Annotated in this window: 27 protein-coding genes, 1 tRNA gene and 2 pseudogenes; 15 read left to right on the top strand and 15 right to left on the bottom strand. The window is 67.7% G+C overall.

Features of this window, described 5'->3' with window-relative positions; translation table 11 throughout:
• Positions 1-39 precede the first annotated feature (39 nt).
• The 3 genes from ACQ86A_RS09900 to ACQ86A_RS09890 all read left to right on the top strand — a co-directional run bounded on the left by ACQ86A_RS09900 (position 40) and on the right by ACQ86A_RS09890 (position 1,340).
• Positions 40-276 carry an SCO4226 family nickel-binding protein gene (locus ACQ86A_RS09900; RefSeq protein WP_431280336.1) on the top strand — a complete coding sequence of 79 codons (237 nt, stop codon included), beginning with the start codon at positions 40-42 and terminating at the stop codon, positions 274-276.
• 22 nt (positions 277-298) lie between these two features.
• Positions 299-493, top strand: coding sequence for a hypothetical protein (locus ACQ86A_RS09895; protein WP_431280335.1), 195 nt, complete (start codon positions 299-301; stop codon positions 491-493).
• Positions 494-575: 82 nt separating this feature from the next.
• Positions 576-1,340 (top strand): nuclease-related domain-containing protein, encoded by a 765-nt coding sequence (locus ACQ86A_RS09890; RefSeq protein ID WP_431280334.1) that lies wholly within the window; start codon positions 576-578, stop codon positions 1,338-1,340.
• Positions 1,341-1,350: 10 nt separating this feature from the next.
• Here ACQ86A_RS09890 and ACQ86A_RS09885 read toward each other — a convergent pair whose 3' ends face one another.
• The 4 genes and pseudogenes from ACQ86A_RS09885 to ACQ86A_RS09870 all read right to left on the bottom strand — a co-directional run bounded on the left by ACQ86A_RS09885 (position 1,351) and on the right by ACQ86A_RS09870 (position 5,272).
• The gene (locus ACQ86A_RS09885; protein WP_431280333.1) at positions 1,351-2,226 is read right to left on the bottom strand and encodes a metal-dependent hydrolase; all 876 of its coding nucleotides are present in this window, start codon (positions 2,224-2,226) and stop codon (positions 1,351-1,353) included.
• 9 nt (positions 2,227-2,235) lie between these two features.
• Positions 2,236-2,973, bottom strand: a pseudogene (locus ACQ86A_RS09880) (glycine betaine ABC transporter substrate-binding protein); the annotation flags it as partial.
• Positions 2,898-3,974, bottom strand: coding sequence for an ABC transporter permease (locus ACQ86A_RS09875; RefSeq protein WP_431280332.1), 1,077 nt, complete (start codon positions 3,972-3,974; stop codon positions 2,898-2,900). The pseudogene ACQ86A_RS09880 and the gene ACQ86A_RS09875, both read right to left, overlap by 76 nt.
• Entirely contained in the window at positions 3,974-5,272 is a 1,299-nt protein-coding gene (locus tag ACQ86A_RS09870; protein WP_431280331.1) for a quaternary amine ABC transporter ATP-binding protein, read from the bottom strand. Before ACQ86A_RS09870 ends, ACQ86A_RS09875 begins: the two co-directional genes overlap by 1 nt.
• A gap of 317 nt (positions 5,273-5,589) precedes the next feature.
• On the opposite strand from ACQ86A_RS09870, the gene ACQ86A_RS09865 reads away from it, so the two are divergent.
• Positions 5,590-6,807: an alpha/beta fold hydrolase gene (locus tag ACQ86A_RS09865; RefSeq protein WP_431280330.1), complete on the top strand. Its 1,218-nt coding sequence runs from the start codon at positions 5,590-5,592 to the stop codon at positions 6,805-6,807.
• A 135-nt stretch (positions 6,808-6,942) separates the two neighbouring features.
• Positions 6,943-7,815 (top strand): Dyp-type peroxidase, encoded by an 873-nt coding sequence (locus ACQ86A_RS09860; RefSeq protein WP_431280329.1) that lies wholly within the window; start codon positions 6,943-6,945, stop codon positions 7,813-7,815.
• Between the two features lie 28 nt (positions 7,816-7,843).
• On the opposite strand, the gene sufU is transcribed toward ACQ86A_RS09860, so the two are convergent.
• A complete protein-coding gene (gene sufU, locus ACQ86A_RS09855; protein WP_431280328.1) occupies positions 7,844-8,281 on the bottom strand; it encodes a Fe-S cluster assembly sulfur transfer protein SufU in 438 nt (145 codons plus the stop codon).
• The gene (locus ACQ86A_RS09850; RefSeq protein WP_431280417.1) at positions 8,278-9,555 is read right to left on the bottom strand and encodes a cysteine desulfurase; all 1,278 of its coding nucleotides are present in this window, start codon (positions 9,553-9,555) and stop codon (positions 8,278-8,280) included. Before ACQ86A_RS09850 ends, sufU begins: the two co-directional genes overlap by 4 nt.
• A gap of 165 nt (positions 9,556-9,720) precedes the next feature.
• Here ACQ86A_RS09850 and ACQ86A_RS09845 point away from each other — a divergent pair, with 165 nt between their 5' ends.
• The 8 genes from ACQ86A_RS09845 to ACQ86A_RS09810 are packed head-to-tail and all read left to right on the top strand — an operon-like array spanning position 9,721 to position 15,075.
• Positions 9,721-10,422 (top strand): phosphatase PAP2 family protein, encoded by a 702-nt coding sequence (locus ACQ86A_RS09845; RefSeq protein ID WP_431280327.1) that lies wholly within the window; start codon positions 9,721-9,723, stop codon positions 10,420-10,422.
• Positions 10,412-10,873, top strand: a complete 462-nt coding sequence (locus tag ACQ86A_RS09840; RefSeq protein ID WP_431280326.1) for a response regulator — start codon at positions 10,412-10,414, stop codon at positions 10,871-10,873. Before ACQ86A_RS09845 ends, ACQ86A_RS09840 begins: the two co-directional genes overlap by 11 nt.
• Complete coding sequence (locus ACQ86A_RS09835; protein ID WP_431280325.1) at positions 10,870-11,076, top strand: winged helix-turn-helix domain-containing protein; 207 nt, start codon at positions 10,870-10,872, stop codon at positions 11,074-11,076. Before ACQ86A_RS09840 ends, ACQ86A_RS09835 begins: the two co-directional genes overlap by 4 nt.
• Complete coding sequence (locus ACQ86A_RS09830; RefSeq protein WP_431280324.1) at positions 11,073-11,555, top strand: hypothetical protein; 483 nt, start codon at positions 11,073-11,075, stop codon at positions 11,553-11,555. The genes ACQ86A_RS09835 and ACQ86A_RS09830 overlap by 4 nt, the downstream gene beginning before the upstream one ends.
• The gene (locus ACQ86A_RS09825) at positions 11,552-12,070 is read left to right on the top strand and encodes a sensor histidine kinase (RefSeq protein ID WP_431280323.1); all 519 of its coding nucleotides are present in this window, start codon (positions 11,552-11,554) and stop codon (positions 12,068-12,070) included. The genes ACQ86A_RS09830 and ACQ86A_RS09825 overlap by 4 nt, the downstream gene beginning before the upstream one ends.
• 44 nt (positions 12,071-12,114) lie before the next feature.
• A complete protein-coding gene (locus ACQ86A_RS09820) occupies positions 12,115-12,687 on the top strand; it encodes a hypothetical protein (RefSeq protein ID WP_431280322.1) in 573 nt (190 codons plus the stop codon).
• The gene (locus ACQ86A_RS09815) at positions 12,633-13,763 is read left to right on the top strand and encodes a hypothetical protein (RefSeq protein ID WP_431280321.1); all 1,131 of its coding nucleotides are present in this window, start codon (positions 12,633-12,635) and stop codon (positions 13,761-13,763) included. Before ACQ86A_RS09820 ends, ACQ86A_RS09815 begins: the two co-directional genes overlap by 55 nt.
• Positions 13,764-13,818: 55 nt before the next feature.
• Complete coding sequence (locus tag ACQ86A_RS09810; RefSeq protein WP_431280320.1) at positions 13,819-15,075, top strand: APC family permease; 1,257 nt, start codon at positions 13,819-13,821, stop codon at positions 15,073-15,075.
• On the opposite strand, the gene ACQ86A_RS09805 is transcribed toward ACQ86A_RS09810, so the two are convergent.
• The 4 genes from ACQ86A_RS09805 to ACQ86A_RS09790 form a co-directional block, all read right to left on the bottom strand.
• Complete coding sequence (locus ACQ86A_RS09805) at positions 15,072-15,827, bottom strand: DUF1295 domain-containing protein (RefSeq protein ID WP_431280319.1); 756 nt, start codon at positions 15,825-15,827, stop codon at positions 15,072-15,074. The genes ACQ86A_RS09810 and ACQ86A_RS09805 overlap by 4 nt on opposite strands.
• Before the next feature lie 49 nt (positions 15,828-15,876).
• Positions 15,877-16,428 (bottom strand): GIY-YIG nuclease family protein, encoded by a 552-nt coding sequence (locus tag ACQ86A_RS09800; protein ID WP_431280318.1) that lies wholly within the window; start codon positions 16,426-16,428, stop codon positions 15,877-15,879.
• A 70-nt stretch (positions 16,429-16,498) separates the two neighbouring features.
• On the bottom strand, positions 16,499-17,116 hold the full coding sequence (locus tag ACQ86A_RS09795; protein ID WP_431280317.1) for an HdeD family acid-resistance protein: 618 nt from the start codon (positions 17,114-17,116) through the stop codon (positions 16,499-16,501).
• Between the two features lie 85 nt (positions 17,117-17,201).
• Positions 17,202-19,364, bottom strand: a complete 2,163-nt coding sequence (locus ACQ86A_RS09790) for a TPM domain-containing protein (RefSeq protein WP_431280316.1) — start codon at positions 19,362-19,364, stop codon at positions 17,202-17,204.
• 54 nt (positions 19,365-19,418) lie between these two features.
• Between ACQ86A_RS09790 and ACQ86A_RS09785 the strand changes: the two genes are divergently transcribed.
• A complete protein-coding gene (locus tag ACQ86A_RS09785; protein ID WP_431280315.1) occupies positions 19,419-19,670 on the top strand; it encodes a hypothetical protein in 252 nt (83 codons plus the stop codon).
• 108 nt (positions 19,671-19,778) lie between these two features.
• On the opposite strand, the gene ACQ86A_RS09780 is transcribed toward ACQ86A_RS09785, so the two are convergent.
• The 5 genes and pseudogenes from ACQ86A_RS09780 to ACQ86A_RS09760 all read right to left on the bottom strand — a co-directional run bounded on the left by ACQ86A_RS09780 (position 19,779) and on the right by ACQ86A_RS09760 (position 24,196).
• Positions 19,779-19,850 (bottom strand) — tRNA-Gln (locus tag ACQ86A_RS09780).
• An 80-nt stretch (positions 19,851-19,930) separates the two neighbouring features.
• Positions 19,931-20,862: pseudogene (locus tag ACQ86A_RS09775) on the bottom strand (NAD(P)/FAD-dependent oxidoreductase).
• Positions 20,863-20,872: 10 nt separating this feature from the next.
• Entirely contained in the window at positions 20,873-22,390 is a 1,518-nt protein-coding gene (gene gltX, locus ACQ86A_RS09770) for a glutamate--tRNA ligase (protein WP_431280314.1), read from the bottom strand.
• Between the two features lie 25 nt (positions 22,391-22,415).
• The gene (locus ACQ86A_RS09765) at positions 22,416-23,183 is read right to left on the bottom strand and encodes a fumarylacetoacetate hydrolase family protein (RefSeq protein WP_431280313.1); all 768 of its coding nucleotides are present in this window, start codon (positions 23,181-23,183) and stop codon (positions 22,416-22,418) included.
• Positions 23,184-23,209: 26 nt separating this feature from the next.
• Entirely contained in the window at positions 23,210-24,196 is a 987-nt protein-coding gene (locus ACQ86A_RS09760; protein WP_431280312.1) for a LysR family transcriptional regulator, read from the bottom strand.
• Between the two features lie 80 nt (positions 24,197-24,276).
• On the opposite strand from ACQ86A_RS09760, the gene ACQ86A_RS09755 reads away from it, so the two are divergent.
• Complete coding sequence (locus ACQ86A_RS09755) at positions 24,277-25,356, top strand: aminotransferase class V-fold PLP-dependent enzyme (protein WP_431280311.1); 1,080 nt, start codon at positions 24,277-24,279, stop codon at positions 25,354-25,356.
• Positions 25,357-25,360 lie beyond the last annotated feature (4 nt).

Raw genomic sequence — 25,360 nt, 5'->3', positions numbered from 1 at the left:
AGAAGGACGAGCGAAAGGGAAACGACAATGGCACGATTCATGGATGTTCACGACGGGTTCGTCGGCGTCACCAAGGAGCAGCTCGCCGAGGCGCACGAGTTCGACCTCGCGATCGAGGGCGACGAGGACGTGCACTTCGAGCAGGCCTGGCTGGATCCGGAGAGCGGCAAGGTGTTCTGCCTGTCGAACGGACCGTCGAAGGAGGCGGTCATGCGCATCCACGAGCGCGCCGGCCACCCCACCGACCAGGTGTTCGAGGTGTCGATCGAGGTCTAGTCGCAGGCGTACAGTGCGCGGCATGGAGACGGACAAGAATCAGCAGCAAGACCCGGCCGCCGAAGACGTCGAGCGCACCCCGCTCGACGAGTTGGGCGAGACGGACGAGGACAGGCTGGAGACGATCGCAGATCGCAACGAGTCGCTCGAAGAGCGGCTCCCCGACGGCGACGATCTGCGGGCTCGTCTCGCCAGCCCGGAAGACCCGGTGGGCTAGCCCAACTCGGGGGCGAACCGGTGGGACGAGCCCCTGCACTGGGGCGTATGCCCGGGTCGGGCGCCCCCGATACGGTGGCCCGATGGGTGAAGAATCGGGCATGCGCGGGCGCGCGGCCGGCCTCTCTGTGATGGAACAGGTCGTGCGGCTTCAGGATGCGGCACCGCCGCGATCCGCGCTCGCCCGGGCACTCGGTGTGAACCCGTTGACCGAGGAGGCGGAGCCCTGGTTCGCCGGGGCCACCGGCGAGCGCGAAGTGGGTGCCGTGCTCTCCCGGCTTCCCGAGGGATGGACCGCCTTCCACGCGGTTCCCATCGGCCGCGACGAGTCCGACATCGACCACCTCGTGGTCGGGCCTGGCGGGGTGTTCTCCATCAACACCAAGCACCATCGTGGCAAGAAGGTCTGGGTGGGCGCGAAGGCCGTGCTCGTCGACGGGATGCGCGAGCCGTACATCCGGAACTCCGAGTTCGAGGCGTCCCGCATCCGGCGTCTCCTCGCCGAACAAGGGCTGACTGCGCCGGTCCACGGCATGGTCGCCGTGGTCGGGGCGGCGAAATTCACGGTCGCACAGCAGCCGGCGCGGGTCACCATCGTGCAGTCGTCGGAGCTTCTCCGGTCGATCAGGCGGAGGCCGAACGTCGTAGACGTCATGACGACCACCGCGATCGTGCACCTGTTCGACCATCCCGCGACCTGGCGCTCGGACACACCCGTCGGCGACACGGTCGGACGGTTCGAGGCGATCGCCCGCGATGTGCGCACGGCCGCTTTCGTGCGCCGCGGCTGGGCATTGGCCGGTGCGCTCGCTCTGATCGCCGGCGCTGTGGCACTGCTGCCGCACTGATCAAGCGGTCTCAGGATGCGGTCGTGCGCATCCTGAGTTCGAGTGCGCCGTCGACAGTCTCGAGTTCCAGACCGACTCGCACCGCGGACAGCTCGCCGAGCGAGGTGAGATGCGTTCCGCCGCACGGGATCTCGACGATCCCGTCGGGCAACTCGCAGCGCCAGGTTCGACGCTCGCCCAGGCCTTCCCCCGCGCGCACGATCGAGACCGGCGCGCCGGAAGCCACCCAGCCCGCGAGCAGCGCGTTCGCTGTGGCGGTGACCTCGTCGAGCTTGTCGGCGAGATCGGCGGCAGCGAAACCCTTCTTGCGCAGGCTTTTGCCGATCCGGTACGTGTCGAGGGACCCGTTCGGCAGGATGCGCGACTCGGTGATGGCGAGCTGATCGAAGTTCGCGTTGCCGCGCCCGTCGAGCGTCACCTCCTTCGTCCAGAGGCCGGCGAGCGACTCGTTGAGGGCCAGGGACGCGAGGTGGCAAGCCGTGTGGCCCGCGGCGAGGGCATGGCGCAGCTCGGATTCGACCGAGATGTCCGCCGATGCTCCCGGCTCGATGCCCGTTGCGTCTCCCACGATGTGGCACACCACGAACGCCCACCCCTCGGTACCAGTGCGAACCGGGGCATCCCCGACGAAGAGGGTGCTCCCGTCGGTCGCCCCCACCACCGCGTCGAGAACCGGATGCGCCACCCCGGCCACGCTCAGCGTGCCTTGATCAGCCGGCTGGTCGGGCCACACCGGGTCGACCGGGTGGAACGCCGTGCGGTCGAGCACGACGGCCGCCCGGCCATCCGGAAGGGGCTCGACGTGCACGACCGTGCCGGTCGACGCGAGCGCGCCGTCCGGGTAGCTGACGAGAGTGTCCGAGGTGATCGGGGTGGGAAGGCTCATCCGTCCAGGTTACGAGGTCGTCTTCTGCTTCGCGGTCAGGGTGTCGACGTAGTCCTGGTGCCGCTCCATCCAGCGAGTGACGACGGGGTCGTAGTCATCGCTCTTCGCACCGTTGAACATCACGTTCTCGAGCGAGTAGAGCGAGTCGGAGTCCATCCTGAAGCCCTTGAGCCAGCCGGCCGCCTCGGGGAACTTCTTCGAGAAGTCCTTGCTCCCGATCACGTGCATCGACTCGGCGCCGCCCAGCGTGTTCTTCGGATCCTTGAGGTCCTTCAGATCGAACTGGTCGTACGCCCAGTGCGGCCGCCACAGCGTCACCGCGATGTTGTCCTTCTTCTTCATCGCGCTCGTCAGCTCGGCGAGCATCGCGGGCGTCGATGAGGTGAGGAACGTCATCTTGTCGAGTCCGTACTGCGGGATGACGGCGTTCTGGGTGGCCTCGGTGAGTCCAGCACCGGGCTCGATCCCGACCAGCCGGTTGCCGAAGTCGTCGGCGTGGGAGGCGAGCTCGTCGAGCGAGTCGATCGGCGCATCCTTGTTGACCGCGATGGTCAGCTTGGCCTCGTCGTTCCAGGCGCCGAGATCGACCAGCGAGTCGCCGTACTTCTTCATGTACGTGGCGTGCGTGGTCGGCAGCCAGCCGTCGAGCGCGACGTCGTAGTCCCCGGTGCTCAGCCCCGCGAATCCGGGACCGGCATCGGCGTACTCGAACTTGACCTGGTAGCCCTTCTTCTCGAGCACGTGCTTCCAGAGGTACGAGACTGCTTCGCCCTCGGGCCAGCCGTTGAAGACGGCGACCTTGATCTCCCCTTGTCGCCGGTCTGCGGCGTGGTAGCGGCGGCGATCCCGGTTGCGGCGACAGCTACGACGGTCGCCGTTGCGATTGCCAGGGCGACCCGGCGCGGCGCACGCGCCTTCACCCTCTTGCGGGCGGTGCCGAGCGCGGCAGTGAGCCGATCCAGGATGATCGCGATGATCACCACCGACAGCCCGGCCTCGAAGCCGAGACCCACATCGACACGGCTGAGCGCCTGCACGATGTCACGGCCGAGACCGCCCGCCCCGACCATCCCCGCGATGACGACCATCGAGAGGGACAGCATGATCACCTGGTTGACGCCGGCGAGGATCGACGGCATCGCGAGCGGCAGCTGGATCTGGCGCAGGATGCGACGCGGCGAAGAGCCGAACGCCTTCCCGGCCTCGACGATCTCGCTGTCGACCCCGCGGATACCCAGCTCGGTCAACCGCACCCCGGGAGCCATCGCGAAGATGATCGTCGCGACGATGCCGGGAACCACGCCTACCCGGAACAGGATGAGCGCAGGGATCAGGTACACGAACGCCGGCATCGTCTGCATGAAGTCGAGCACCGGGCGGATGATCGCCGACGCCGTCTTGTTGCGCGCAGCCAGGATGCCGAGCGGCACGCTGAGCGCTACCGCGATCGCGGCGGCCACGATGACCAGCGCGAGCGTGTCCATGGCGTTCGCCCACTGGTCGACGCCCGCGATCACCAGGAGGCCGACGACCGTTCCGGCGCCGAACACCCAGCCGCGCAGCCACACGGCCAGCGCGGCGAAGATCAGGATGATTCCCCAGAACGGCGGCGTCTGCAGAATCCAGTCCATGCCCTGGTAGAGCCCGGTGAAGACGGTGCGGATCACGTCGAACACGGGGCCGAAGAACTGCGTGATGAAGTCGACGACGTCGGTCGCCCACTCCCCGAGCGGAAGTCGGATACCCATCAGCGAACCTCCTCGAGTTCGGCAGGCTGCGCTGTCTCACGCAGGGTCTGGTTGATCACATCGACCGGGATCGTCGTCTGCGGCTGGACGATGATCGGGATCTCCGTGGTGTCGCTTGTCACGTTGCCGAGCGCGGCGAGCAGCGTGACGCGCGGGATGACGCCCAGCAGACGCTGCTTGTCGTCGACGACAGCGAGAGGCAGTTCGCTCTCAACCGACAGTCCGACGAGGTCGCTCAGCACTTCGTCGCGCGAGACAGAGGCGATGTCCTCGCGGATAACCGCGCTGAGGTCGCCCTGCCCCTCACGTACCTGACGCATCACATCGCGGTCGCGCACGGCGCCGAGCAGACGGCGACCGTGTCCGACCACGAAGGCCGCTGACGTCTGAAGATCGCGCATGGTGCGCACGGCGGCACGCGGTCCTGCGGCGACGGTGACCAGCGCCCGCACGGGCTCCATCACGCTCGCCGCGGTGAGAACCCGCGCACGGTCGACATCCTGCACGAAGCTCTCGACGTAGTCGTTCGCCGGGTCGGTGAGGATCTCCTCGGGCGTGCCGATCTGCACGACGCGGCCGTCGCGCATGACGGCGATGCGATCGCCCAGGAACATCGCCTCGTTGAGGTCGTGCGTGATGAAGATGATCGTCTTGCCCAGCTGACTCTGCAGCTCGAGCAGCTGCTCCTGCATCTCGCGACGGATGAGCGGGTCGAGCGCCGAGAAGGCCTCGTCCATCAGCAGCACGTCCGTGTCGGCCGCGAGCGCACGGCCGAGGCCGACGCGCTGCTGCATGCCGCCCGAGAGCTCGCTCGGGAGCTTGTCGCCCCACCCGCTGAGGCCCACCAGATCGAGCACCTGCTGCGCCTTCTCCTGGCGCACGGCTAGCGGGACGCCCTGCACCTCGAGACCGTAGGCCAGATTGTCGAGCACGGTGCGGTGCGGGAGCAGAGCGAAGTGCTGAAAGACCATCGAGATGTGCTTGCGGCGCACATCCCGAAGCCGCTTGGCGGGAACACCCGTGATGGTGGTGCCCATCACGTCCACCTGACCGCTCGTGGGCTCGAGCAGCCCGTTGAGGAGCCGGATGAGCGTCGACTTGCCCGAGCCCGAGAGACCCATGACGACGAAGATCTCGCCGGGCCGCACCGTGAAGCTCGCGTCGATGACGGCGGCGGTGCCGAGGCCCGCCACGTCTTCACGGGTCTCCCCGCCCGTCAAACGGCGAACGACCTCGCCGGGTTTCCTGCCGAATACTTTGAATAGGTTCCGTGCCTCGACGGCGACAGACTCGCTCACTTGATCTCCGCGGCGCGCAGGGACGAACCCCAGCGTGCTCCGTGGTTGCGCCCGGGTCTGCGACGTGAGCAGGGCGGGACTCAAGCGCGCGGGGCACGCGAATCGCCGGCTGCCGGCGCGACCTTCGGGGTGCGCCCACACCGTCAGACCGTACGTTCCGGATGCGCATTCTCAGGCATCTGGGGACGCCGGGCGCCCGGTCCGCGGACTGGGTTTGCGGCCCCGATCCAGGCCCGTGAAGGCGGATCGGAACATATCGACGCTATCAACGTTCGTGGCAGGAAAGCCAATCGAGACCGCGGCGATACGCTGTGCGGGTGACATCCACACGCCGCGGATTCCGCCACATCGCCGCGCTCGTCGCCGTCTCGGTCGCAGGCATCCTGATGCTCGACGGATGCTCGCCGACGCAGGTCAGACAGGCCGGCGAAGACGTCGCGGAGCAGTGGACGGTACCCGCTTTCTACGAGCAGCCCTCCCCTCTGCCCGCCGGCGATCCGGGCACGCTCATCCGATCGCAGCGCGTGCTCGGAGCGCCGAACGGCGCAGAGGCGTGGCGAATCCTATTCCGCTCGACGGATGTGCTGGGCCACCCGGTCGTCAACTCCGGCCTCGTGGTCGCGCCGACCTCGCCTGCCCCGTCCGGAGGACGCACGATCGTCTCCTGGGGGCACCCGACGACGGGGAGCGCCCAGCGGTGCGCGCCCTCGCTCGGCACTGATCCGTTCGATCTGGTGGAGGGGCTCGACGGATTCCTGAAGCGCGGGTACATCGTCGCGTACACGGACTACACCGGTATGGGAACGAAGGGTCCCGACTCGTACCTGATCGGCGACACCGCGGGCAAGAACGTGCTCGACACCGCCCGCGCAACCCGCGAATTGCTCGGCACGGATGCGAGCAACAGGGTGGTGGCGTGGGGTCACTCGCAAGGCGGCCAGGCGGCGCTGTTCGCGGGCCAGCTAGCCGCAGAGTATGCACCCGACCTCGATCTGCGCGCGGTCGCCGTGGCGGCTCCGGCCGCCGATCTCGGCGACCTGATCAAGGCCGATATCGGCGACATCTCCGGGGTGAGTATCTCCTCGTACGCTTTCACCGCGTTCGAGGACGTCTACGGGCCGAACACCCCGGCAGCGAAGCTCGACAGCATCCTGACGCCCGCCGCGATTGCGGCGCTCCCGTCGATGGCGAAACTCTGCCTGATCGGCCAGAACAAGCAATTGCATGCGATCGGCAAACCGCTCGTGGGCGACTTTCTGAAGGCGGATCCTGAGACGACGGAGCCATGGGCATCGCTTCTCAAGCAGAACACCCCGGGTGCGGTGCCGATCCCGGTGCCGGTGTTCGTCGCGCAGGGCGAGACCGATCAACTCGTGCGGCCCCAGGCGACGGCCGCCTTCGTCGAGCACGAGCGGGCGATCGGCACAGATGTCAGCTTCTTGCGCATCCCGGACACCGGTCACGGGCTCGTGGCGCTTCGTGCGCTGAACGACATCTTCGCGTGGCTGCCGGCGAACGGAGCGGGCGCTGGATGAAGCGTTGGCCGAAGCGCCGCGGCTACGGCAGACTTCAAGCATGACGACCGAACCGGGTGACCACGGCTGGCAGCGCGTTCCGATCGAGGCCCAGAGCGTCGACGCCCCCTCTCCGGCTCGGCCGTATTCCTGGTGGTGACGATCGCGAACTCCGACGATGCGTACGCGGTCGTTCGGGATACGCTCTCCGGGCTTTCCGATCTCGTCAAGACCGTGGGCTTCCGCGACCTGGGCGCGCACCTGTCGTGCAACGTCGCGATCGGGGCGGCATCCTGGCCCCGCCTGACCGGGCGCGACCTGCCGAAGGAACTGCATCCGTTCCCCGTCATCGAGGGTTCTGTGCACACCGCGGTCTCCACGCCCGGCGACCTGCTGTTCCACATCCGTGCCGAGCGCGATGACTTCTGCTTCGAGTTCGAGCGGCTCCTGCTCGCCGCGCTCGACGATGCAGTTGAGGTCGTCGACGAGGTCGTCGGATTCCGCTACTTCGACTCCCGTGACCTGCTCGGCTTCGTCGACGGAACGGCCAATCCCGCCGGCAGCGAGATGATGGGCGCGGCCCTAGTGGGCGACGAAGACCCCCAATACACCGGCGGCAGCTACGTCGTCGTGCAGAAATATCTCCACGACCTGACCAAGTGGGGCAGGTTGCCTGTGCCCGCTCAGGAGGGTGTGATCGGCCGCACCAAGCTCGAGAACATCGAGCTGGACGATGCCGAGCACGGCCAGAAGTCGCACAAGACGCTCGCGACGATCACCGACGAGAACGGTGTCGAGCACGACATCCTGCGCGACAACATGCCCTTCGGTCGACCGGGACAGGGCGAATTCGGCACATACTTCATCGGCTACTCCGGCCGGCTCTGGGTGATCGAGCAGATGCTGCGCCGGATGTTCGTGGGCGACCCCGAGGGCAGCTACGACCGCATCCTGGACTTCTCCACCGCCGCGACCGGCACGACGTTCTTCGCGCCGGCCTCGGGCATCCTGGACGCGCTCGCCGACTGAGTGACCGCGCCGGGCACGACCTCGGAGGCTACTTTCTGAGAGCGTCCTCGAGGGCTACCCAAGGGAGCATCGCGCACTTGATGCGGGTCACGTAGCGCGAGACTCCGGCGAGCGCGACGGCGTCGCCGAGGAGTTCGTCGTCGCCCTCCAGCTGACCTTTCGACTGCATCAGCTCGCGGAACGCGGCGATCTTGGTCGCGAGACTCTCGCGCGAGTCGTCGTCGACGATGTCGCTGAGCAGGGAGGCCGAAGCGGTCGAGATCGAGCAGCCGTGCCCCTCCCAGCTGATCGAGGCCACACCGCCGTCGGGGGCGGGATACACGTTGAGCGTGACCTCGTCTCCGCACGTCGGGTTGAGCTGATGCGAGGACGCCGAGGCGCCGTCGTGCAGCCCGAAGCCGTGCTTCTCCTTGGCGTGGTCGAGGATGACCTGCTGGTACAGGCTCTGAAGGTCGGAAGAGGTCATCGGTCGACTCCGAAGAACGCGCGGGAATCGGCGACGGCCTGCACGGCTTGATCGACCTCGTCCGCTGTGTTGTAGAGGTAAGTGCTGATCCGCGTGCTGGCCGTGGCGCCGAACCGGCGGTGCACGGGTTGCGCACAGTGGTGACCGACGCGGACGGCGATGCCCCGATCATCCAGGAACTGTCCGACGTCGTGCGAGTGGATCCCGTCGACCACGAAGCTCGCGAGTCCCACTCGTTCGACATCGCGGCCCGGTCCCAGGATGCGCACTCCGGGGATCTGGCCGAGCCCGTCGAGCAGGCGCTCGCCGAGCGCCGCTTCATGGGCCTCGATCGCGGGCATCCCGATCTCGTGCAGATACTCGGTCGCCCGCGCGAGAGCGACCGCCTGCGACACGCGCTGCGTGCCCGCCTCGAAGCGCTGCGGTGCGGGGAGGTACTCGGTCTCGGTGAGCGTCACCGTGGTGATCATCGAGCCGCCCGTGAGGAACGGCGGGAGCGCGTCGAGCAGCTCTTTGCGTCCGTAGAGTGCTCCGACGCCCGTCGGACCGAGCATCTTGTGGCCCGAGAAGACCGCGAAGTCCACATCGAGCGCGCGCAGGTCAAGTGCGAGATGCGGCGCCGACTGGCAGGCGTCGAGCACGACGAGCGCGCCGACCTCGTGGGCGAGCCGCACGAGCGCCTCGACCGGGTTGATCGCGCCGAGCACATTAGAGACGTGCGTGAAGGCCACGACCTTCGTGCGCGGTCCGATAACCGAGGAAGCTTCGTCGAGCCTCAGCTGTCCGTCATCATGTAGACCGATCACCCGGAGGGTGGCACCGGTGCGCGCTGCCAACTCCTGCCAGGGGACAAGATTGGCGTGGTGCTCGGCCTCGGTGACGACGATCTCATCGCCCGTCGTGAGCCGGAAGCGCTCGGCAGCCGCTCCTCCGCGTCCGACCGACGCGTTCGACATGCTGTAGGCGAGCAGATTGATGCCCTCGGTCGCGTTCGATGTCCAGACGATCTCGTCGTCGGCGACGCCGACAAAACTCGCCACGGTTGCGCGGGCCTGCTCGAACAACTCCGTCGCCTCGCCCGCCACCGTGTGGGCTCCACGGTGCACAGCCGAGGTGTAGTTCTCGACGAAGTCGCGTTCGGCGTCGAGCACCTGGCGCGGTTTCTGCGATGTCGCTCCGGAGTCGAGGTACACGAACGGGTGGCCGTTCACCTCGCGGGAAAGGATGGGGAAGTCCGCGCGGATGCGGGTCAGATCTAAGGTGTGGGTTTGCATCATGTCCAGGGGTTTTTCTCGGGAGCAACTCTACGTCCCCTGGGTGCAAGTTCCCGGAGAGCTGAGGCATTCCCGCTGGGGTACCCGCGTGCGGCCCGGGCGATTCTTAGCGCGGTCTGTGGGGCTGTGTCGAAGACTCGGGAGTTCGGAAGAAAGGCTCCCCCCATGCTCAGCCCCGCCGTGCGCCCGTCCCGCACCCCGACCCCGACCCCGGCCGTCAGGCCGCTCCCCGTGGCGCCGCTCGGCGTCTCCGGAGCCTTGATCGTCCTCGTGATCCTCACTGGGCTCGCCATCCGGGCGACGACCGGCGTGACAGCGGTCGACCTCCGCATCCTGAACGCGATCTCCACCATCCAGACCCCTGCGCTGACGGCGCTCGCGTTCGGAGTCGATCGCCTGTTCTCGCCGCCGTTCGCGGCACTGATCGTCGTGGTCGCCGGCGCGGTCGTTCTCCTGGTCACGCGACGAATTCGCCCGGTGATCGTCTTCGCGTGCGTGGCCGTCATCCCCTGGCTCGGCAGCGAGGTCGTCAAGCAGATCGTGCGGCGGCCGCGACCTGATCCCGCGGCGTTGACGCATCCACTGACCTCGACTCCGGCATCGTTCAGCTTTCCGAGCGGTCACACCGCCTTCGCCGTAGCGTTCTGCCTCGCCCTTCTCACCGTGGCGTGGTCGACGAGAGCGCGACCGTATCTGATCGTCGCGGCCGTCGTCATCCCTCTCCTGACCGCCTTCACGCGCATGTACCTCGGAGTGCACTATCTGACGGATGTCGTAGCCAGCCTCCTGCTCACGACCTCGGCCGCCGCGATCGTCGTCATCCTCGGCGGGGCCATCCTCACTAGGGTTGGCAGACATGGAGAGTGAAAGGCAGCGCATCCTCCTGATCGAGGACGATCCGCAGCTCGGGCCGATCATCCACCGGGTGCTGGCGGAGACCTACGAAGTCGTCCTCGCGCCCGACGGCGAGACCGGCCTGCGTCTCGGCCTCGATGAGCCGTTCGACGCACTGGTCGTCGACCGTCGGCTCCCGGGCATCGACGGGCTGACCGTGATCGAGCGCCTGCGTTCCGGTCGGGTCGTCACGCCCATCCTGGTGCTGACCGCCCTCGACGCCGTCGCCGACCGCGTGAGCGGACTCGATGCCGGTGCCAACGACTACCTGGTGAAGCCGTTCGAGTTCGACGAACTGCTGGCCAGATTGCGAGCACTCACACGCACGTTCAGCGGAGAGGGGACGGCCGTTTTCATCGGCAGTTGGGAGTTCTACCCGGAGAGCCGCTGCATCTACTCCCCTACGACGGTCGCGTCCAGTTGACGGTTCGCGAGAGCGCGCTCCTGCGTCTCCTCGCTGAGAATCCGTTGCGCACATTCAGCCGGCGCGCGATTCTGCACGAGGTCTTCGAGAGCGACGAGCAGCCCGGCACCGTCGACACCTACGTGCACTACCTTCGCCGCAAGACGGACAAAGACCTGATCACGACGGTGCGCGGCGAAGGTTACCGACTGGGCGAACTATGAACCAGCGCGAGCAGAACGACGTCGACGCGCTCGCGGTCCGACGCGCATCCCGCATCGTGGGATTGCAGATCACGATCGCCTCGGGAGCGCTCGTCGTCGCCGCGATCGGCGTCGCGTTCTTCTTCGTGCTCGATCAGCTGCGACCCGCCGAACTGCTCGAGAAACCCGCGCCCGGCGAGCACAAGATCTACATCGACAGCACCGAGGCGATGATCGCGTTCGTCGTGGTCGGGGTCCTCGCGGTCGCCGTGGCCGGCACATTGAGTCTCGTGATCACTCGGCGCGCGGTGGGTCCGTTGGGTCGTGCGCTGTCCATCCAGCGCACCTTCGTCCAGGATGCAAGCCACGAGCTGCGCACCCTCTCGCGGTTCTGGATGCCCGGCTCCAGGTGCTGCAGCGCTCGCTCCCCGATGGCGACCCGTCCGCCGAGCTCGTTGCAGAGTTGCGCGCGGATGCTCGCACCCTCATCGATGTCGTGAACGACCTCCTGCTCGCGGCCGACGTCCCGGCCGCAGGTGCAGGTCAGCAGCCGACTCCCGTGGTTCCGGCCGTCGAGCGCGCGGTCGATGCGCTGCGGGTGCTGGCCGCCGAGCGCGGCATCACCATCTCGCTCGACGCAGCGGGCGAACCAGCGACGGCTGTGCCCGCCGCGAGCATCCAGCGCTGCGTCACTGCGCTCGTCGACAATGCACTGACGCACTCGCCCGATGACGCCACCGTTCGCGTCAGCGTCCGCGCCGAGCGGCACGAGGTCATCCTGACCGTGTCCGACTCCGGACCCGGCATCGTCGGCATCGACCCCGACCGCATCTTCGACCGCTTCGCCCGTGCGCAACGACCGGTCAGGACAACCCCGACAAGGCTCAGCTTCGGAATCGGACTCGCGCTCGTTCGCGAGGTCGCCGTCCGCTACGGCGGAAGTGTCCGCGTCGCCGACACGAGCGATCAAGGGACCGTCCTCGAGCTGGTCCTCCCGGAGTCGCCGGCAACCTGAACGGCAGCTTGAGTGGCACCTTCGAGAACCCGAACGTTCACTCCGTGGACTCTTGGACGTTTCTGAGACCTGATCGGCTGTACTGGTGGAACGGCACGACGCTGCCGCAGCCGCAGCACTTGCGCACCGGGAGGGGACGACGGATGATTCTCGTCGACGCACCGCGCCGAACCTCGCCGCGGTTCTCCCTGGCGGTCGCGGCCCGCACCAGGTGGGCCGTCGCCTCAACGCTCGGTCTGTTCGCCTCCCTTCTCGCGGTGGCGGGTTCCTGGATCCCCTCGCTCTGGGGCGACGAAGCCGCCAGCCTGATGTCGGCCGAACGCCCATTGCCGTCGCTGTTCCGGATGCTCGGCCACGTCGACGCCGTGCACGGCACCTACTATCTGGGTCTGCACTGGTGGATCGCCGTCGCCGGAACGTCGCCGTTCGCGATCCGCCTTCCGAGCGCGATCGCCGTCGGATTCGCCGTGGCGGGCACCGTCGCCATCGCCTGGCGACTGGCCGACCGACGGATCGCCGTCATCGCCGGCCTCGTCTGTGCTCTGCTCCCCGGGTCACATACATGGGCGAGGAGGCCAGGTCGTACGCCTTCAGCACAGCCTTCGCCGTCTGGTTGACGCTCGTCCTGCTGGAGATCCTCGCCCGTCCCGCTGTGCGGAAGCGCTGGTGGCTGCTCTACGGCATCCTGCTGATCGCGGGCACGTACGTCTTCCTGTTCGTCGCGCTCTTCGCGATCGTGCACGCTCTGCTGCTGCTCGTGACCCGTCCGGGACGCCGGACCCTCGTGCCTTGGGCGATCACGGTAGCCGCCGCCGCGATCGCGTGTTCCCCGATCGCGCTGATCGCGATCGGCGAACGCCATCAGATCGCTTATCTGGCCACAGCAGATCGTGCGAATTTCACCGCGGTCTTCACAACGCTGTGGTTCAGCGCCTGGACGGTCGCAGTCGTGGGATGGGCGCTCATCCTGTTCGCGCTGGGCTCGGAGTGGCGCAGGCGCGGCGGGACGGTCGCCGCGCGAACCGATCGAGGAGCGCGGATAGGCGCCGGACAGCTTCCGTCCCTTGCGGTCACCGGTGCGCTCTGGCTGACCGTGCCGGTGATCTCGCTGCTCGCCGTGCATACCGTCACTCCTGACTTCACTCCGCGCTATCTGTCTTTCTGCGCTCCGGCGGCCGCGCTCCTGATCGCACTCGGGCTGGCCCGGCTCTCACGTGTGCGACGCTGGCTTCCCCTCGTAGCGAGCGCTCTGCTCTTGGCCACGATCGTTCCGGTGTACGTCGGCCAGCGCACGCCGTACGCGAAGAACAACAGCGATTGGGCGGAGTTGAGCGCAGTGATCGGCTCGCACGCCCAGCCCGGAGACGGGGTCATCTTCGATCAGAGCGCGCGACCGTCGCAGCGGCCACGGCTGGCTATGCACACATACCCAGCCGGATTCACCGGGCTGGTCGACGTCGCCCTGCGCACGCCGTTCACCGCGAATCACACCTGGTACGACGCCGTGATGTCGGTGCCCCAGGCCGAGCGCGCGGATCGTTTCGACGGCATCCGTCACCTCTGGCTCATCGAGCACACCGATGGGGTCACCGTCGACTCCTACGGGCGCACCGATCTCGAGCAGCTGGGCTTCGAACCGGTCGGCGCGCTTCTGATCACCCACAGCGAGCAGATCACCGAGTTCTCGCGCTGACGGCTCGCGCTGACACGTTCACCGGCGCGTCACCTGGGCGGCATACTGTTCTGCGATGGCCACTTCAGGCGCCCTCGCTCGTCGACTCGGCCTCGGCGACGCGATCTTCATCGGTCTCGGCTCGATGATCGGTGCTGGGATCTTCTCGGTCTTCGCTCCCGCATCCGCCGCCGCGGGCAGCTGGCTCCTCGCGGGTCTCGTGATCGCGGCCGTCGTCGCCTTCTGCAACGCCACGTCCTCAGCACAACTGGCGGCCACGTATCCGTCATCGGGTGGAACCTACCTCTACGGCCGCGAAGTGCTCGGTCAGTGGTGGGGATTCGCCGCCGGCTGGAGCTTCGTGATCGGCAAAACCGCGAGCTGCGCTGCAATGGCCCTGACCTTCGCAAGCTACGCGGCTCCGGCCGGCTGGGAGCGCCCGGTCGCAGTCGTCGCTGCGATCGCGCTGGCAGCGGTCAACTACGCGGGCGTGACCCGCACCGCCCAACTGACGAAGATCATCGTGGTGCTCGTTCTCGCCGCGCTGGGGGTCGTTCTGGCCGCGGGCACCGCCGCATCCTCATCAGGCGCCCTCGCTGCCGGCTTCGCCGCCCCCGCGTCGCTCTACGGGGTCCTCCAATCGGCGGGACTGATCTTCTTCGCCTTCGCCGGATACGCGCGGATAGCCACCCTCGGCGAAGAGGTGCGCGCTCCCGCCCGCACGATTCCTCGCGCGATCACCATCGCGCTCGCGCTGACCGTCGTTCTCTACACGGCCGTCGCCATCGTGTCCCTCGCCTCAGTGGGGCCCGCCCGACTCGCGGTCTCCGACGCACCCCTCGAAGACGTGACCGCGGCGGCCGGATGGGCGTGGGCGCTGCCGCTGGTGCAGGTCGGTGCCGCACTCGCCTCTCTCGGAGCGCTGCTCGCCCTGATCGCAGGCGTCGGGCGCACAGCACTCGCGATGGCACGAAACGCTGACCTCCCCCGATACCTCGACGCCGTGCATCCCCGTCGCGCGGTTCCACATCGTGCCGAAATCGCGCTCGCCATCGTCGTCGTCGTTCTCGTCGCGACCGTCGACCTCCGCAGCGCGATCGGCTTCTCATCGTTCGGGGTGCTGCTCTACTACTTCGTCGCCAATCTCGCCGCGTTCAAGCAGACCGCCGACGCTCGCCGGTATCCGAAAGCCCTGCAGCTGCTCGGGATGCTCGGCTGCCTCGCACTCGTCGCGACCCTCCCTGCGCTGAGCATTGCTGTCGGCGTCGTCGTCCTGGCGGCGGGCTTCGCGTACCGTGCCCTGCGGCTCGCGGTCGCGCGGCAGAACCTCTAGACCAGGTACGGGATGAGCGCCTTGCGCGATTCCGGATAGTCGTCGAAGGTTTCCTGGTACCACCGATGGTTCGACATCGCCCGCGGCGCGAGGTTGCCGATGGTGTACAGCGCGAAAGCGAGCCCCGCCAACGACCACGTCGCGATCGCCCAGCCCGTCCATTCGATGATCTCGCCCAGATAGTTGGGGCTCGACACGAACCGGTACCCGCCGCCCTGCGGGATCTTGTAGCCGCCCGAACCACGACCGCGCAGCCGCCTCAGGATGCGGTCCGAGCTCAGGTTGAGCACGAACCCGCCCAAGAACACCACCACCCCGATCACGAACCGCGGATCGGTCAGCCACGACACCGCGTACGAGCCGTACTCCGAGATCCACCGCGCGTTCACCCACGTGTTGAGCGTGTTGAACAGGATCGCCATCCCCATGACCGTCACGGGCATCCGGCCGCCGCCCCGCATCAGGAACGGGTAGACGAACGCCCGCTGGATGTAGTGCAGCTGCCACAACCCCAAGAACACGAGCGGTACGAGTTCGAACCGGTGCCCGCTGAGCAGGAAGAACACGAGGAACAGCAACGAGGCCGGAGCCTCCATCACCAGCCAGCCGACACGCGCCGGCACGGTCGGTCCCCATCCGCCGCGCCCGTGCCTCCCGTACGGCGCGACGATGAAGCAGAGCGCGACGAAGGTGATGACGGCCAACGCGATCTCGAGGTAGACGAACCAGCGGTACGGATCGGTGGTGGGCATGACATCACTCTGCCGCACGGTGCAGTCGGGGGCAATCGTCGTGTCGACGCTACCCGTTCAACGCGATCTGTCGGCTGCGCCAGTACGCGAGGAGCCCCCACGGGTCGTCCACGCCCGCCTGCAGCTCTGCCACATGAGCGACGATCTCGTTATGCAGTTCGAACCATTCCGTTCGCGGAATGCGATGCTCGGCGAATTGCGCATGTCGTCGCTGCTCGAGCATTCTGCCACCCCGTTCGAAGGCGAGCACCTCGTCGTGCGGCAGGCTCGCGAAGCGCTGGCGAGGATTCGCGGACGTGCCGATCTTCACCCGGTCGCGGTAGCGGAGGTAGTACACGACGTCGACGCGCGCCTCCGTGATCTGCTCGTCGGGCGCATCCCCCACCCGCCACTCGCAGATCGCGCACAGCCACCCGGAGGGGTAGCGCACGCCCAAGCGAGAACCGCAGGCGACGCACGGGGAGGGGAGCAGATCGGTCACCCCGGCCTCTCGAGCGACCCAGTCGTAAGCGACCAGCAGGTGCTTCGTGCAGAGGCTGAGCGGAGCGTCCGCGGCGACGGGCTCGCCACAGCGACGCTCTCCTCGAGCGGGATCACGCATCCGTCGACCATGTCGGCACTCTAAAGGCGACCACCGACGCGGCCGACGGATGCGAGACCATGCAGACTCGCTAGGCGCCGGAGGACGCGCCCTTGCCGACGCCACGACCGAACGTGAACGCCCGGACGATCTGGATGATGCCGAGAACGATGAGGCTGATGCCGACGATGATGAACAGCACTACGAAGCCCCACAGCGGAGCGAACAGCAGAACGACACCGGCCAGGATGCTCAGGATTCCGAAGAAGATCGCCCACCCGCGCGATCCCGCGTCACCGAGCTGCGCGAACGTCGTCGCGCCTTCGACGATCCAGACGATGCCGATCAGGATGCCGAGGAACACGGCCAGGAACTGCGTCGTCGACGCGATGTTCGCGAACGCGGTGATCGAGACGGCGACCAGGATGACCCCGAAGACGATATCGAGGGCGCGCGCTCCCCCGCTGAGACCCTTGGCGAAGATCCCGATCCCCAGGTACGAGAGGCCGGAGATGAGCAGGGAGATGGCGAGCAGAACCGTCAAGCCGGCTGCGGCGGTCTTGGGGAAGAACACGATGATGACACCGATGATCAGAGCGACCGCGCCGCTGATTCCAAGCGACACGCGCACGGTGTTGATCACCGAGGCGGTCATGTCCTTGGCGTCGAGCGAGAACGAGGCGAAAACCGAAGGTTGAGGAGTGGACATCGGACGATCCTTTCGCTGGATGTCCGAACGCTATCGTTCCCCGGGGGTCGTGTCCATCATCAACGCCGCGCTGTTGGCACGGCGATCAGAAATCGCCGCCGCCGCCGAAGTCACCTCCACCGCCGCCGTCTCCCCCGAAGAACCCGCCACCTCCGCCCGCGTCGCGACCGTCGCCGCCGAAGCCTCCGCTGAAGAAGTCTCCGCCTCCGCCACCACCGTCGCCGCTCGCGTTACCGCCATCACCGCCGCCGCCGCCGAAGAAGCCACCACCGCTCCCGCGCAGCACCGAGTCGATCAGGATGCCGCCGAGCACGGCGCCGAAGAGCCCTCCGCCCCCGCCACCCCGGCCGCCGTACTGCCCGGGCATCCCGTAGCCACCGCCGGTGTTCGAGGTGAACCCGTTGACGTCGGACTCGGCCAGCTGGATGGCCTCGGCCGCGAGCTGGTCGGCCCTCTGCGCCTGGGCCACCGCGCTGACCGTGTCGGTCGCCGCGGACGTCTGAGCGACGCCCAGCAGGCGCGACGCTTCGGCGAGCCGAGTGCGAGCCTCGGCGCCGACCGCACCTCGGCGAGCGGCGATGAAGTCCGAGGCAGCCGTGACGCGGCTCTGGGCCGACCCGAGAATCTGTCCCAACGAGGCGGCAGCGCGCTGCTCCTGTGCCTGTCGCGTGCGAACAGCCCCGAGCACGCCGTCGATCTCCCGGTTCGCCGTCTCGAGTTTCTGCAGCAACTCGCGAGGGTTGAGCTGACCGCCTCGGATGCGCGACTGCACGTCTGAGACGGCTGCCTGCGTCGATCCTTCGGCGGCCATGATGGCTCCGCTCGGGTCGCCGGTGGCCGCGAGAGCTCGAGCATCCGCGATGTCCTGCTGCAGGTTCAGGATGAGGTCGTCGAGCTGTCGACGTGCCGCCGTGAGGTCAGCGCCGATCCGGTCGACCGCATCCAGAAGCTGGCGCGACTGATCGATGGCCGCTTCGGCGGCGCGTACGCTGACCGCCGCCTGACTGGCGGAGTCGGCCGCGGCCTTGCGCTCCGCATCCGCCAGCGCCGTCGCCGCGAAGGTCAACCGTTCCTCGGCCTGCGGGATGTTGTCGCTCACGGTGCTGAGCGCGGAATCGCTGTATGCCGTGTTCAGCTGGGCGAACGCAGTCCGCGTGGCCTTGAGTCTGCCCTGTACGGTGGCGACATCCGATCGCAGTTCCGCGACCTTTCCCGGGATGTCCTTGGCGATCGATCGCAGTTCGGCGAACGCGTCGGCCTGCTGGTTGAGCAGACGATTCGCCTCGTCGGACTCCCGGATGATCGTGGCGTTCCACTCGCGCCGTTCCTGCTCGGTGTCCGGCTCGGCATCGTCGAGCTTCTGCTTGAGCGAGAAGGCTGCTCGCAGTTTCGCCCCGGCTGCATCGACGGCGGCCGCGAACGGCTTCGCAGCCTCCTCACCGTATTGGGCGACGGCGAATCCGAGCTCTTGCGAACTGGCCTGCAGGGCATCGTCGGTCCGCACAAGGGTGGTCGCCGCCCGGCGTTCGAGGTCGGGCAGTGGCATCGCCTGGAGCTCGTCCACAGGCTCTCTGGGGGTCGCGGCTTGCTTGGCTTGGATGCGCTTGCGATTGCGGCTGCGAACGACGAGCAGCACGATGATCCCGATGATCACCAGCACGATCACGACGGATACGATGACCGCCGTGATGGAGCCGGATGAGGTCGCGCTCCCGCCACCCGCTGCGCCGTTGTCGGCGCCGCTCAGAGCCGTGTCCATGCCGGTCGCGGCGGCGATCCCGGCGTCGGCCCACTCGTCGGCGCGGAGGCGTGGCTCGATCTGATTCTTCTGGATCTCCCTCAGTTGCTCCTGACTGAGCGGCCCGGCGGTATCCGCCGACAAGTAGTAGGAACGCTGCTGCACGGCGACGGCGAGCAGGTAGTCGGTCGGCGTGAGCTCGTTCTGCCGAGCCGTGGCGATCGCCCACGACTTGGCATCGGACGGCGACGTGAACGTGTCGACGTAGACCACGAACAGTCGCACCTGGTGGCCGGTCGCGAGTTTGGCTGCGGCGCTCTCCACCTCGCTTGCTCGGGATCCCAGCACGCCGGCGTCGTCGACCACCTGGCCGGGTCCGAGAACGACCGGCTCCTGCGCCTGCGCAGGCCCTGCGCCGAGCACCGCGAGCAGCGTCAGACCAACCGTTACAACACTCGCCGCGAGAATCCGTCGTATCTGCATGTGTCCGCCGTCCTCCGCTGATCCCACCCGCCTCTCAGTCTAAAGAGCCGCCAGCCGGGTCGCACGGCGTACCATCCACACATGGCCCGAACGAGCTTCGATCCGCCCGACCCTTACCGCACCGCGTACATTACGGGCGGCCTGATCATCGCCCTCGGGATTGTCTCTGTCGTCGTCAACATCATCCTGGGCGCGACGCCGGTCGGATGGTGGACAGCAGCACTCCTGTTCGTCGTCGGAGCAGCCGTGATCGTCGGCGAGCACGTGATCGTGGGCCAGCAACGCAAGAAGTCAGCGACGGATGCGCATCCGGAGCCGACCGAGCTCCCCTGACCCTTCGGCACGCCCGCTACCGTTAGCGGCTTCCATTTGCGAACGAGGGGCGTTAGCGGAGGCATGAAAAAGCCCGGAAATCCGGGCTTCTGACACTTGCTTTTACTGCTGGGGTACCTGGACTCGAACCAAGAACAACTGAACCAGAATCAGCCGTGTTGCCAATTACACCATACCCCACTGCGCAGATCCGGAGACCGGCACCGAGAGTCAACTTTAGCCTACGGGGAGCCTCAATAACAAAACGAGAGCACCGCGGTTCACTCGCGCTCGATCGCGATCCCGATCAGGTCGCGATTCACGGCCGCCGCGACGACGGCTCCCGCTCCGGCTGCCACGATCAGTTGCTGCGGCCCGGGGGCGTCGACTCCCCCGCGGCGTAGACACCCGGGAGTGACGTGCGACCTTGAGCGTCCGTCAGCAGGAATCCGTCGTCGTCGGCGTCGAGGTCGAGATCGGCGATGAAGCCGAGCGAGGGAGTCCACAGGGGCCGCACGAATCCGCCGGTACGCGGTATCTCCGTACCGTCGGTGAGTCGCACACCGGTCATGGCCCCGCGCTCGCCCGTCAGATCGTCGATCGGGCGACGCTCGACCCGTACCCCGAGACGTGCGAGCGTGCGCTCCTCGTCGGGGGTCACGGATCCTATGCCGTTCGTGAAGACGATGAGGTCGGTCGACCACTGGGTCAGCAGCAGCGCGCGCTCGGCCAGATCGGAGGTCTCCCCGATCAGCGCGAGTGGCGCATCCGCCTTCTCGAAGCCGTCGCACTCGACGCAGCTGTGCAGCTGGGTGCCGTAGTAAGCACGGATGCTCGGGATGCTCGGGAGCGTCTCCACCACGCCAGTGGCGATAACCACGGAATCAGCGAGAACGTCCAGGTCGGCGGACCCGCGAACGCCCTTCGCCCGAACGCGGAAACCCGCATCCGAAACCGTTAGAGTCTCGACCTGCGCGAACGCGACCTCGCCGTTCTCGTAAGCCTCGACCTCATCCCGGCCGAGTTTGCGCAGTTCGAGCGGTGGGATCCCGTCGCGCGTGAGGAACCCGCGCGCCTTCAGGGTCGCCGCGTTGCGCGGGCGGTTGCCGTCGATCACAAGAACGCGTCGCCGAGCGCGAACGAGGTTGAGTGCGGCCGACAGCCCTGCCGGGCCCCCGCCGATCACCACGACCTCGAACGACTCCCCTGCCATTCTGCGCGCCCTATCCGAGCAGCGCGGAGAGTTTGTCGAGCCGCGCGATCGTCTCGGACTTGCCGAGGATCTGCATCGACTCGAATAGCGGCGGCGAGATCCGGCGGCCGGAGATCGCGACGCGCAACGGTCCGAAGGCGATGCGCGGCTTGAGGCCGAGGCCCTCGATCAGAGCATCGCGCAACGCGGACTCGATGGTCTCGTGCGTCCACTCGGACTCGGGGACGAGTTCCAACGCTCCCAGGGAGGCGGCGAGCACCTCGCCCGCGTTGGCAGGCAGAGACGCCCGCGCGTCGTCTTCGACGACCAGCGAACCGGCGTCCGTGAAGAGGAAGCCGAGCATGCCGGGCGTCTCGCCCAGCAGCTGCACGCGCTCCTGCACGAGCGGGGCGGCGTCCGCGAGCACCGCGCGCTGCACGTCGGTCAGCGGCTCGGTGAGCACACCTGCGGCGACGAGGTACGGGATGGTGCGCTCCGCGAAGTCGGCGGTCTCGAGCATCCGGATGTGGTCCCCGTTGATCGACTCGGCCTTCTTCACGTCGAAACGGGCCGGGTTGGGGTTCACGTCGACGACGTCGAACGCCGCGATCATCTCGTCGATCGAGAACACGTCGCGGTCGTGGGTGAGCGACCAACCGAGCAGCGCCAGGTAGTTCACCAGACCCTCGGGGATGAAGCCCCGGTCGCGGTGGTGGAACAGGTTCGACTCTGGGTCGCGCTTCGAGAGCTTTTTGTTGCCATCGCCCATGACGTACGGCAGGTGTCCGAACCGCGGAACGAATGTGGTGATGCCGATGTCGATGAGGGCGTGATAGAGCGCGATCTGGCGCGGCGTCGACGAGAGCAGGTCCTCGCCGCGCAGCACATGGGTGATACCCATCAACGCGTCGTCGACCGGGTTCACGAACGGATACAACGGATGTCCGTTGGGGCGCACCACGACGAAGTCGCTGAACGAGCCGGCCGGGAACGTGATCTCACCGCGAACCAGGTCGTCGAAACTCAGATCGGTGTCGGGAACGCGCAGGCGGAGCGCCGGCTGACGACCCTCGGCCCGGTACGCGGCCTTCTGCTCATCGGTGAGGTCGCGCTCGAAGTTGTCGTAGCCGAGCTTCGGGTCACGGCCGAGCGCGACGTTGTGCGCCTCGATCTCCTCGCCCGTGGCGAAGCTCTCGTAGATGTGTCCGGACGCCTTCAGCTTGGCGATGACCTCGTCGTAGATCCCGTAGCGCTGCGACTGGCGGTACGGCCCGTCCGGTCCGCCGACGTTCACGCCCTCGTCCCAGTCGAGCTTGAGCCAAGTGAGAGCGTCGATGATCTGGTCGAAGCTCTCCTCGCTGTCGCGGGCAGCATCCGTGTCCTCGATGCGGAAGACCAGCTTGCCGCCCGTGTGCCGGGCGTACGCCCAGTTGAACAGGGCGGTGCGGATCAGGCCGACGTGCGGCGTGCCGGTCGGCGAGGGGCAGAACCGTACGCGGACGTCGGCGCCGGTGGCCGTGGAGAAGGGGTGCGAATCGTTGTCAGACATACCCTGCGAGTCTAGTTGGCCGCGCCTACTTGGCCGCGCGCACCGGGTTCACGAGCGAACCGACGCCCTCGATCTCGACCTCGACGGTGTCTCCGGCGACGATCGGTCCGACGCCCGCCGGGGTCCCGGTCAGGATGACGTCGCCCGGCAGCAGCGTGAACACACTCGACGCGTAGGCGACGATCGACGGGATGTCGTGCACCATGTCGCTGAGCTTGCCGTCCTGCTTGAGCTCCCCGTTGACGCGGGTGCGGATGAACGCCTCCGGGTTCAAGTCGGTCTCGATCACGGGACCGAGCGGGCAGAACGTGTCGAAACCCTTCGCGCGCGCCCACTGACCGTCGGTCTTCTGAAGGTCGCGGGCCGTGACATCGTTCGCGACGGTATACCCGAAGATGTATTCGTCAGCCTTCTCGGCCGGCACGTTCTTGGCGATCTTGCCGATGACGACGGCGAGCTCGCCCTCGAAGTCCACCTGCTGCGACTGCGGCGGCAGGATGATCGCATCGCCGAGCCCGATGACGGCCGTGTTCGGCTTGAGGAACAGCAGCGGCTCGGTCGGCGCATCCCCGCCCATCTCGGCGGCATGGTCGCGATAGTTCTTGCCCACGGCGACGACCTTGGAACGCGGGATGACCGGAGCAAGGAGCGCCCCCACCTTGCTGAGCGGTACTCGCTCTCCGGTGGTGTCGAATCCGGAGAACATGGGGTCGCCGGCGAGCACTACGAGCGCATCCTCGTCGACGATTCCGTAATCGATGGCGCCTTCGTGGCTGAATCGTGCAATTTTCACGCTTCCGAGCCTAAGGCTTGTGCGACTCAGACCGCAGCAAGCGACCATTCGCCGGCATCGAGCGCGAGCAGGGCGGAGGCCGTCGTCGCGATCGCCGGAACCTGGTCGGCGCCCGTCGCCCCGACGAGGTTGATCGTGCGGTGGTCGTGATTGATCGTCGGCCGCACGACGACTCCGGCCATACGCCCGGCCGACCCGACCGCGAGCGAAGGGATCAGCGCGACGCCGACTCCCTCGGCCACCATGCTCACCACGGCGACGAAGTTGTCGGTCTCGTAGGCGATGCGGGGCACGAAGTCGCGCGCATCCGTCAGCTCGAGCAGGTGACCGCGGCAGCGCGGGCAACCGGCGATCCACGCCTCACCCGCGAGATCGGCCAGGTCGATGGACTCGGCGTCGGCGAGCGGATGTCCCGACGGCAGCACGAGCAGCATCTCGTCGCGCCAGACCGGGATCACCGCGAGCCCCCGGGCGCTCTCCCGATGCGGGTCGACACGGTCGCCCGGGTAGCTGAAGGTGATCGCGAGGTCCGCAGACTGCTTGCGCACCGCGGCCACGGCCTCGGGTGGTTCGGCTTCCGTGTAAGTGATCCGTACTCCCGGATGCGTCGCTCCCATCGTGCCGAGCAGTCGCGGCACGAGCGTGGACGAGGCAGACGGGAACGCCGCGAGCCGCACCCTTCCGGAGCGGAGTCCCTGCAGGTCGGCCAGCTCGCCTGCGGCCGCGTCGAGAGCGGTCGTGACGGTATTCGCGTGGCGCGCGAGCACCCGGCCTGCCTCGGTAAGCCGCACACCACGGCCGACCCGTGCGACCACGGGCATCCCGAGACGCGCTTCGAGCCGTTTGAGGTGCTGGCTGATCGCGGGCTGGCTGTAGCCGAGCGCGCGAGCGGCCTGGGTGATCGAACCGTGGTCGGCGACCGCCCGTACGATGCGTAGGGCGTGGGAATCGAGGTCGAGACGCGCCGTGTCGATCGCGGAGTCGAGGGCGCTCGCTGAGCTGTCGGTGGTCATACGGAATCATAACCATGCGCTATGGGATTGATTCACTACTGGTGCTGGTCGAATGAATGAGGATCCGTCACGCTGGATTCATGCACAGCACCGCCACGACATCTGCCCTGGCCGAAGCCCGTGCCCATTTCGCTGCTCCGGCCGGCTACCTCGCCGCGTGCACCCAGGGGCTTCCATTGCGCGAGACGCTCGCCGCATCCCGTGCCGAGCTCGACGCTTGGGAGGGCGGGACGGTGACTCCCGCGTTCTACGGCGATGCGGTCGAGCGCTCGCGCTCCGCCTTCGCGCGGCTAGTCGGGGTGCCCGCGAATCGCGTGGCCATCGGGTCGCAGGTCTCCGTGCTGGTGAGCATCGCCGCCGCGTCAGCACCCGACGGCGCCGAGGTCGTCTGCGTCGACGGCGACTTCACCTCGATGATCTATCCGTTCCTCGCCCAGGCGCATCGCGGGATCACCGTCGTGCACGCCCCGCTCGACCGTCTCGCCGAAGCGATCGGCCCGCGCACCTGGTTGGTCGCGTTCTCGCTCGTGCAGTCGGCGACCGGGCAGATCGCCGATGTCGATGCTGTACTCGCGGCCGCCGACCGCACAGGCGCTCGCACGCTTGCCGACCTCACTCAGGCCGCAGGGTGGCTCCCGGTCGACGCCTCACGGTTCGACGCGACCATCTGCCACGCATACAAGTGGCTCTGCGCGCCGCGCGGGTCGGCGTTCCTCACCGTCGGCGACAGGATGCTCGACGAGCTCCGCCCGGTGCAGGCTGGATGGTTCGCCGGCGACGACCCGTGGACATCCTGTTACGGCCCGAGCATCCATCTGGCTCAGGATGCGCGCCGCTTCGACGTCTCCCCCGCCTGGCCCGTCTGGCCCGGCACGGCAGCCGCGCTGGAGTTCTTCGCGGGGTTGGACATCGCGAGCGTCCGGGATCACGTTGTCGGGCTGGGCGACGAACTCTGCGCGCGGCTCGGCATCCCGCGGCTCGGGCAGGCGATCGTCACCTGGCCGGATGCCGACTGCACCGATCTCACTGCACTGACGGCCGCCGGGATTCGCGCGTCCGGACGCGCCGGTCGCACGCGCGTCGCCTTCCACCTCTGGAACACCCCAGCCGACCTCGACCTCCTCGTCGACGCCCTCCCGTCGCGTCCCCGAAACGACTGAGTCG

Source organism: Leifsonia poae (genome assembly GCF_050632195.1).
Classification (GTDB): Bacteria; Actinomycetota; Actinomycetes; order Actinomycetales; family Microbacteriaceae; genus Leifsonia; species Leifsonia poae_C.
This window is presented reverse-complemented; position numbering and strand designations above follow the sequence as displayed.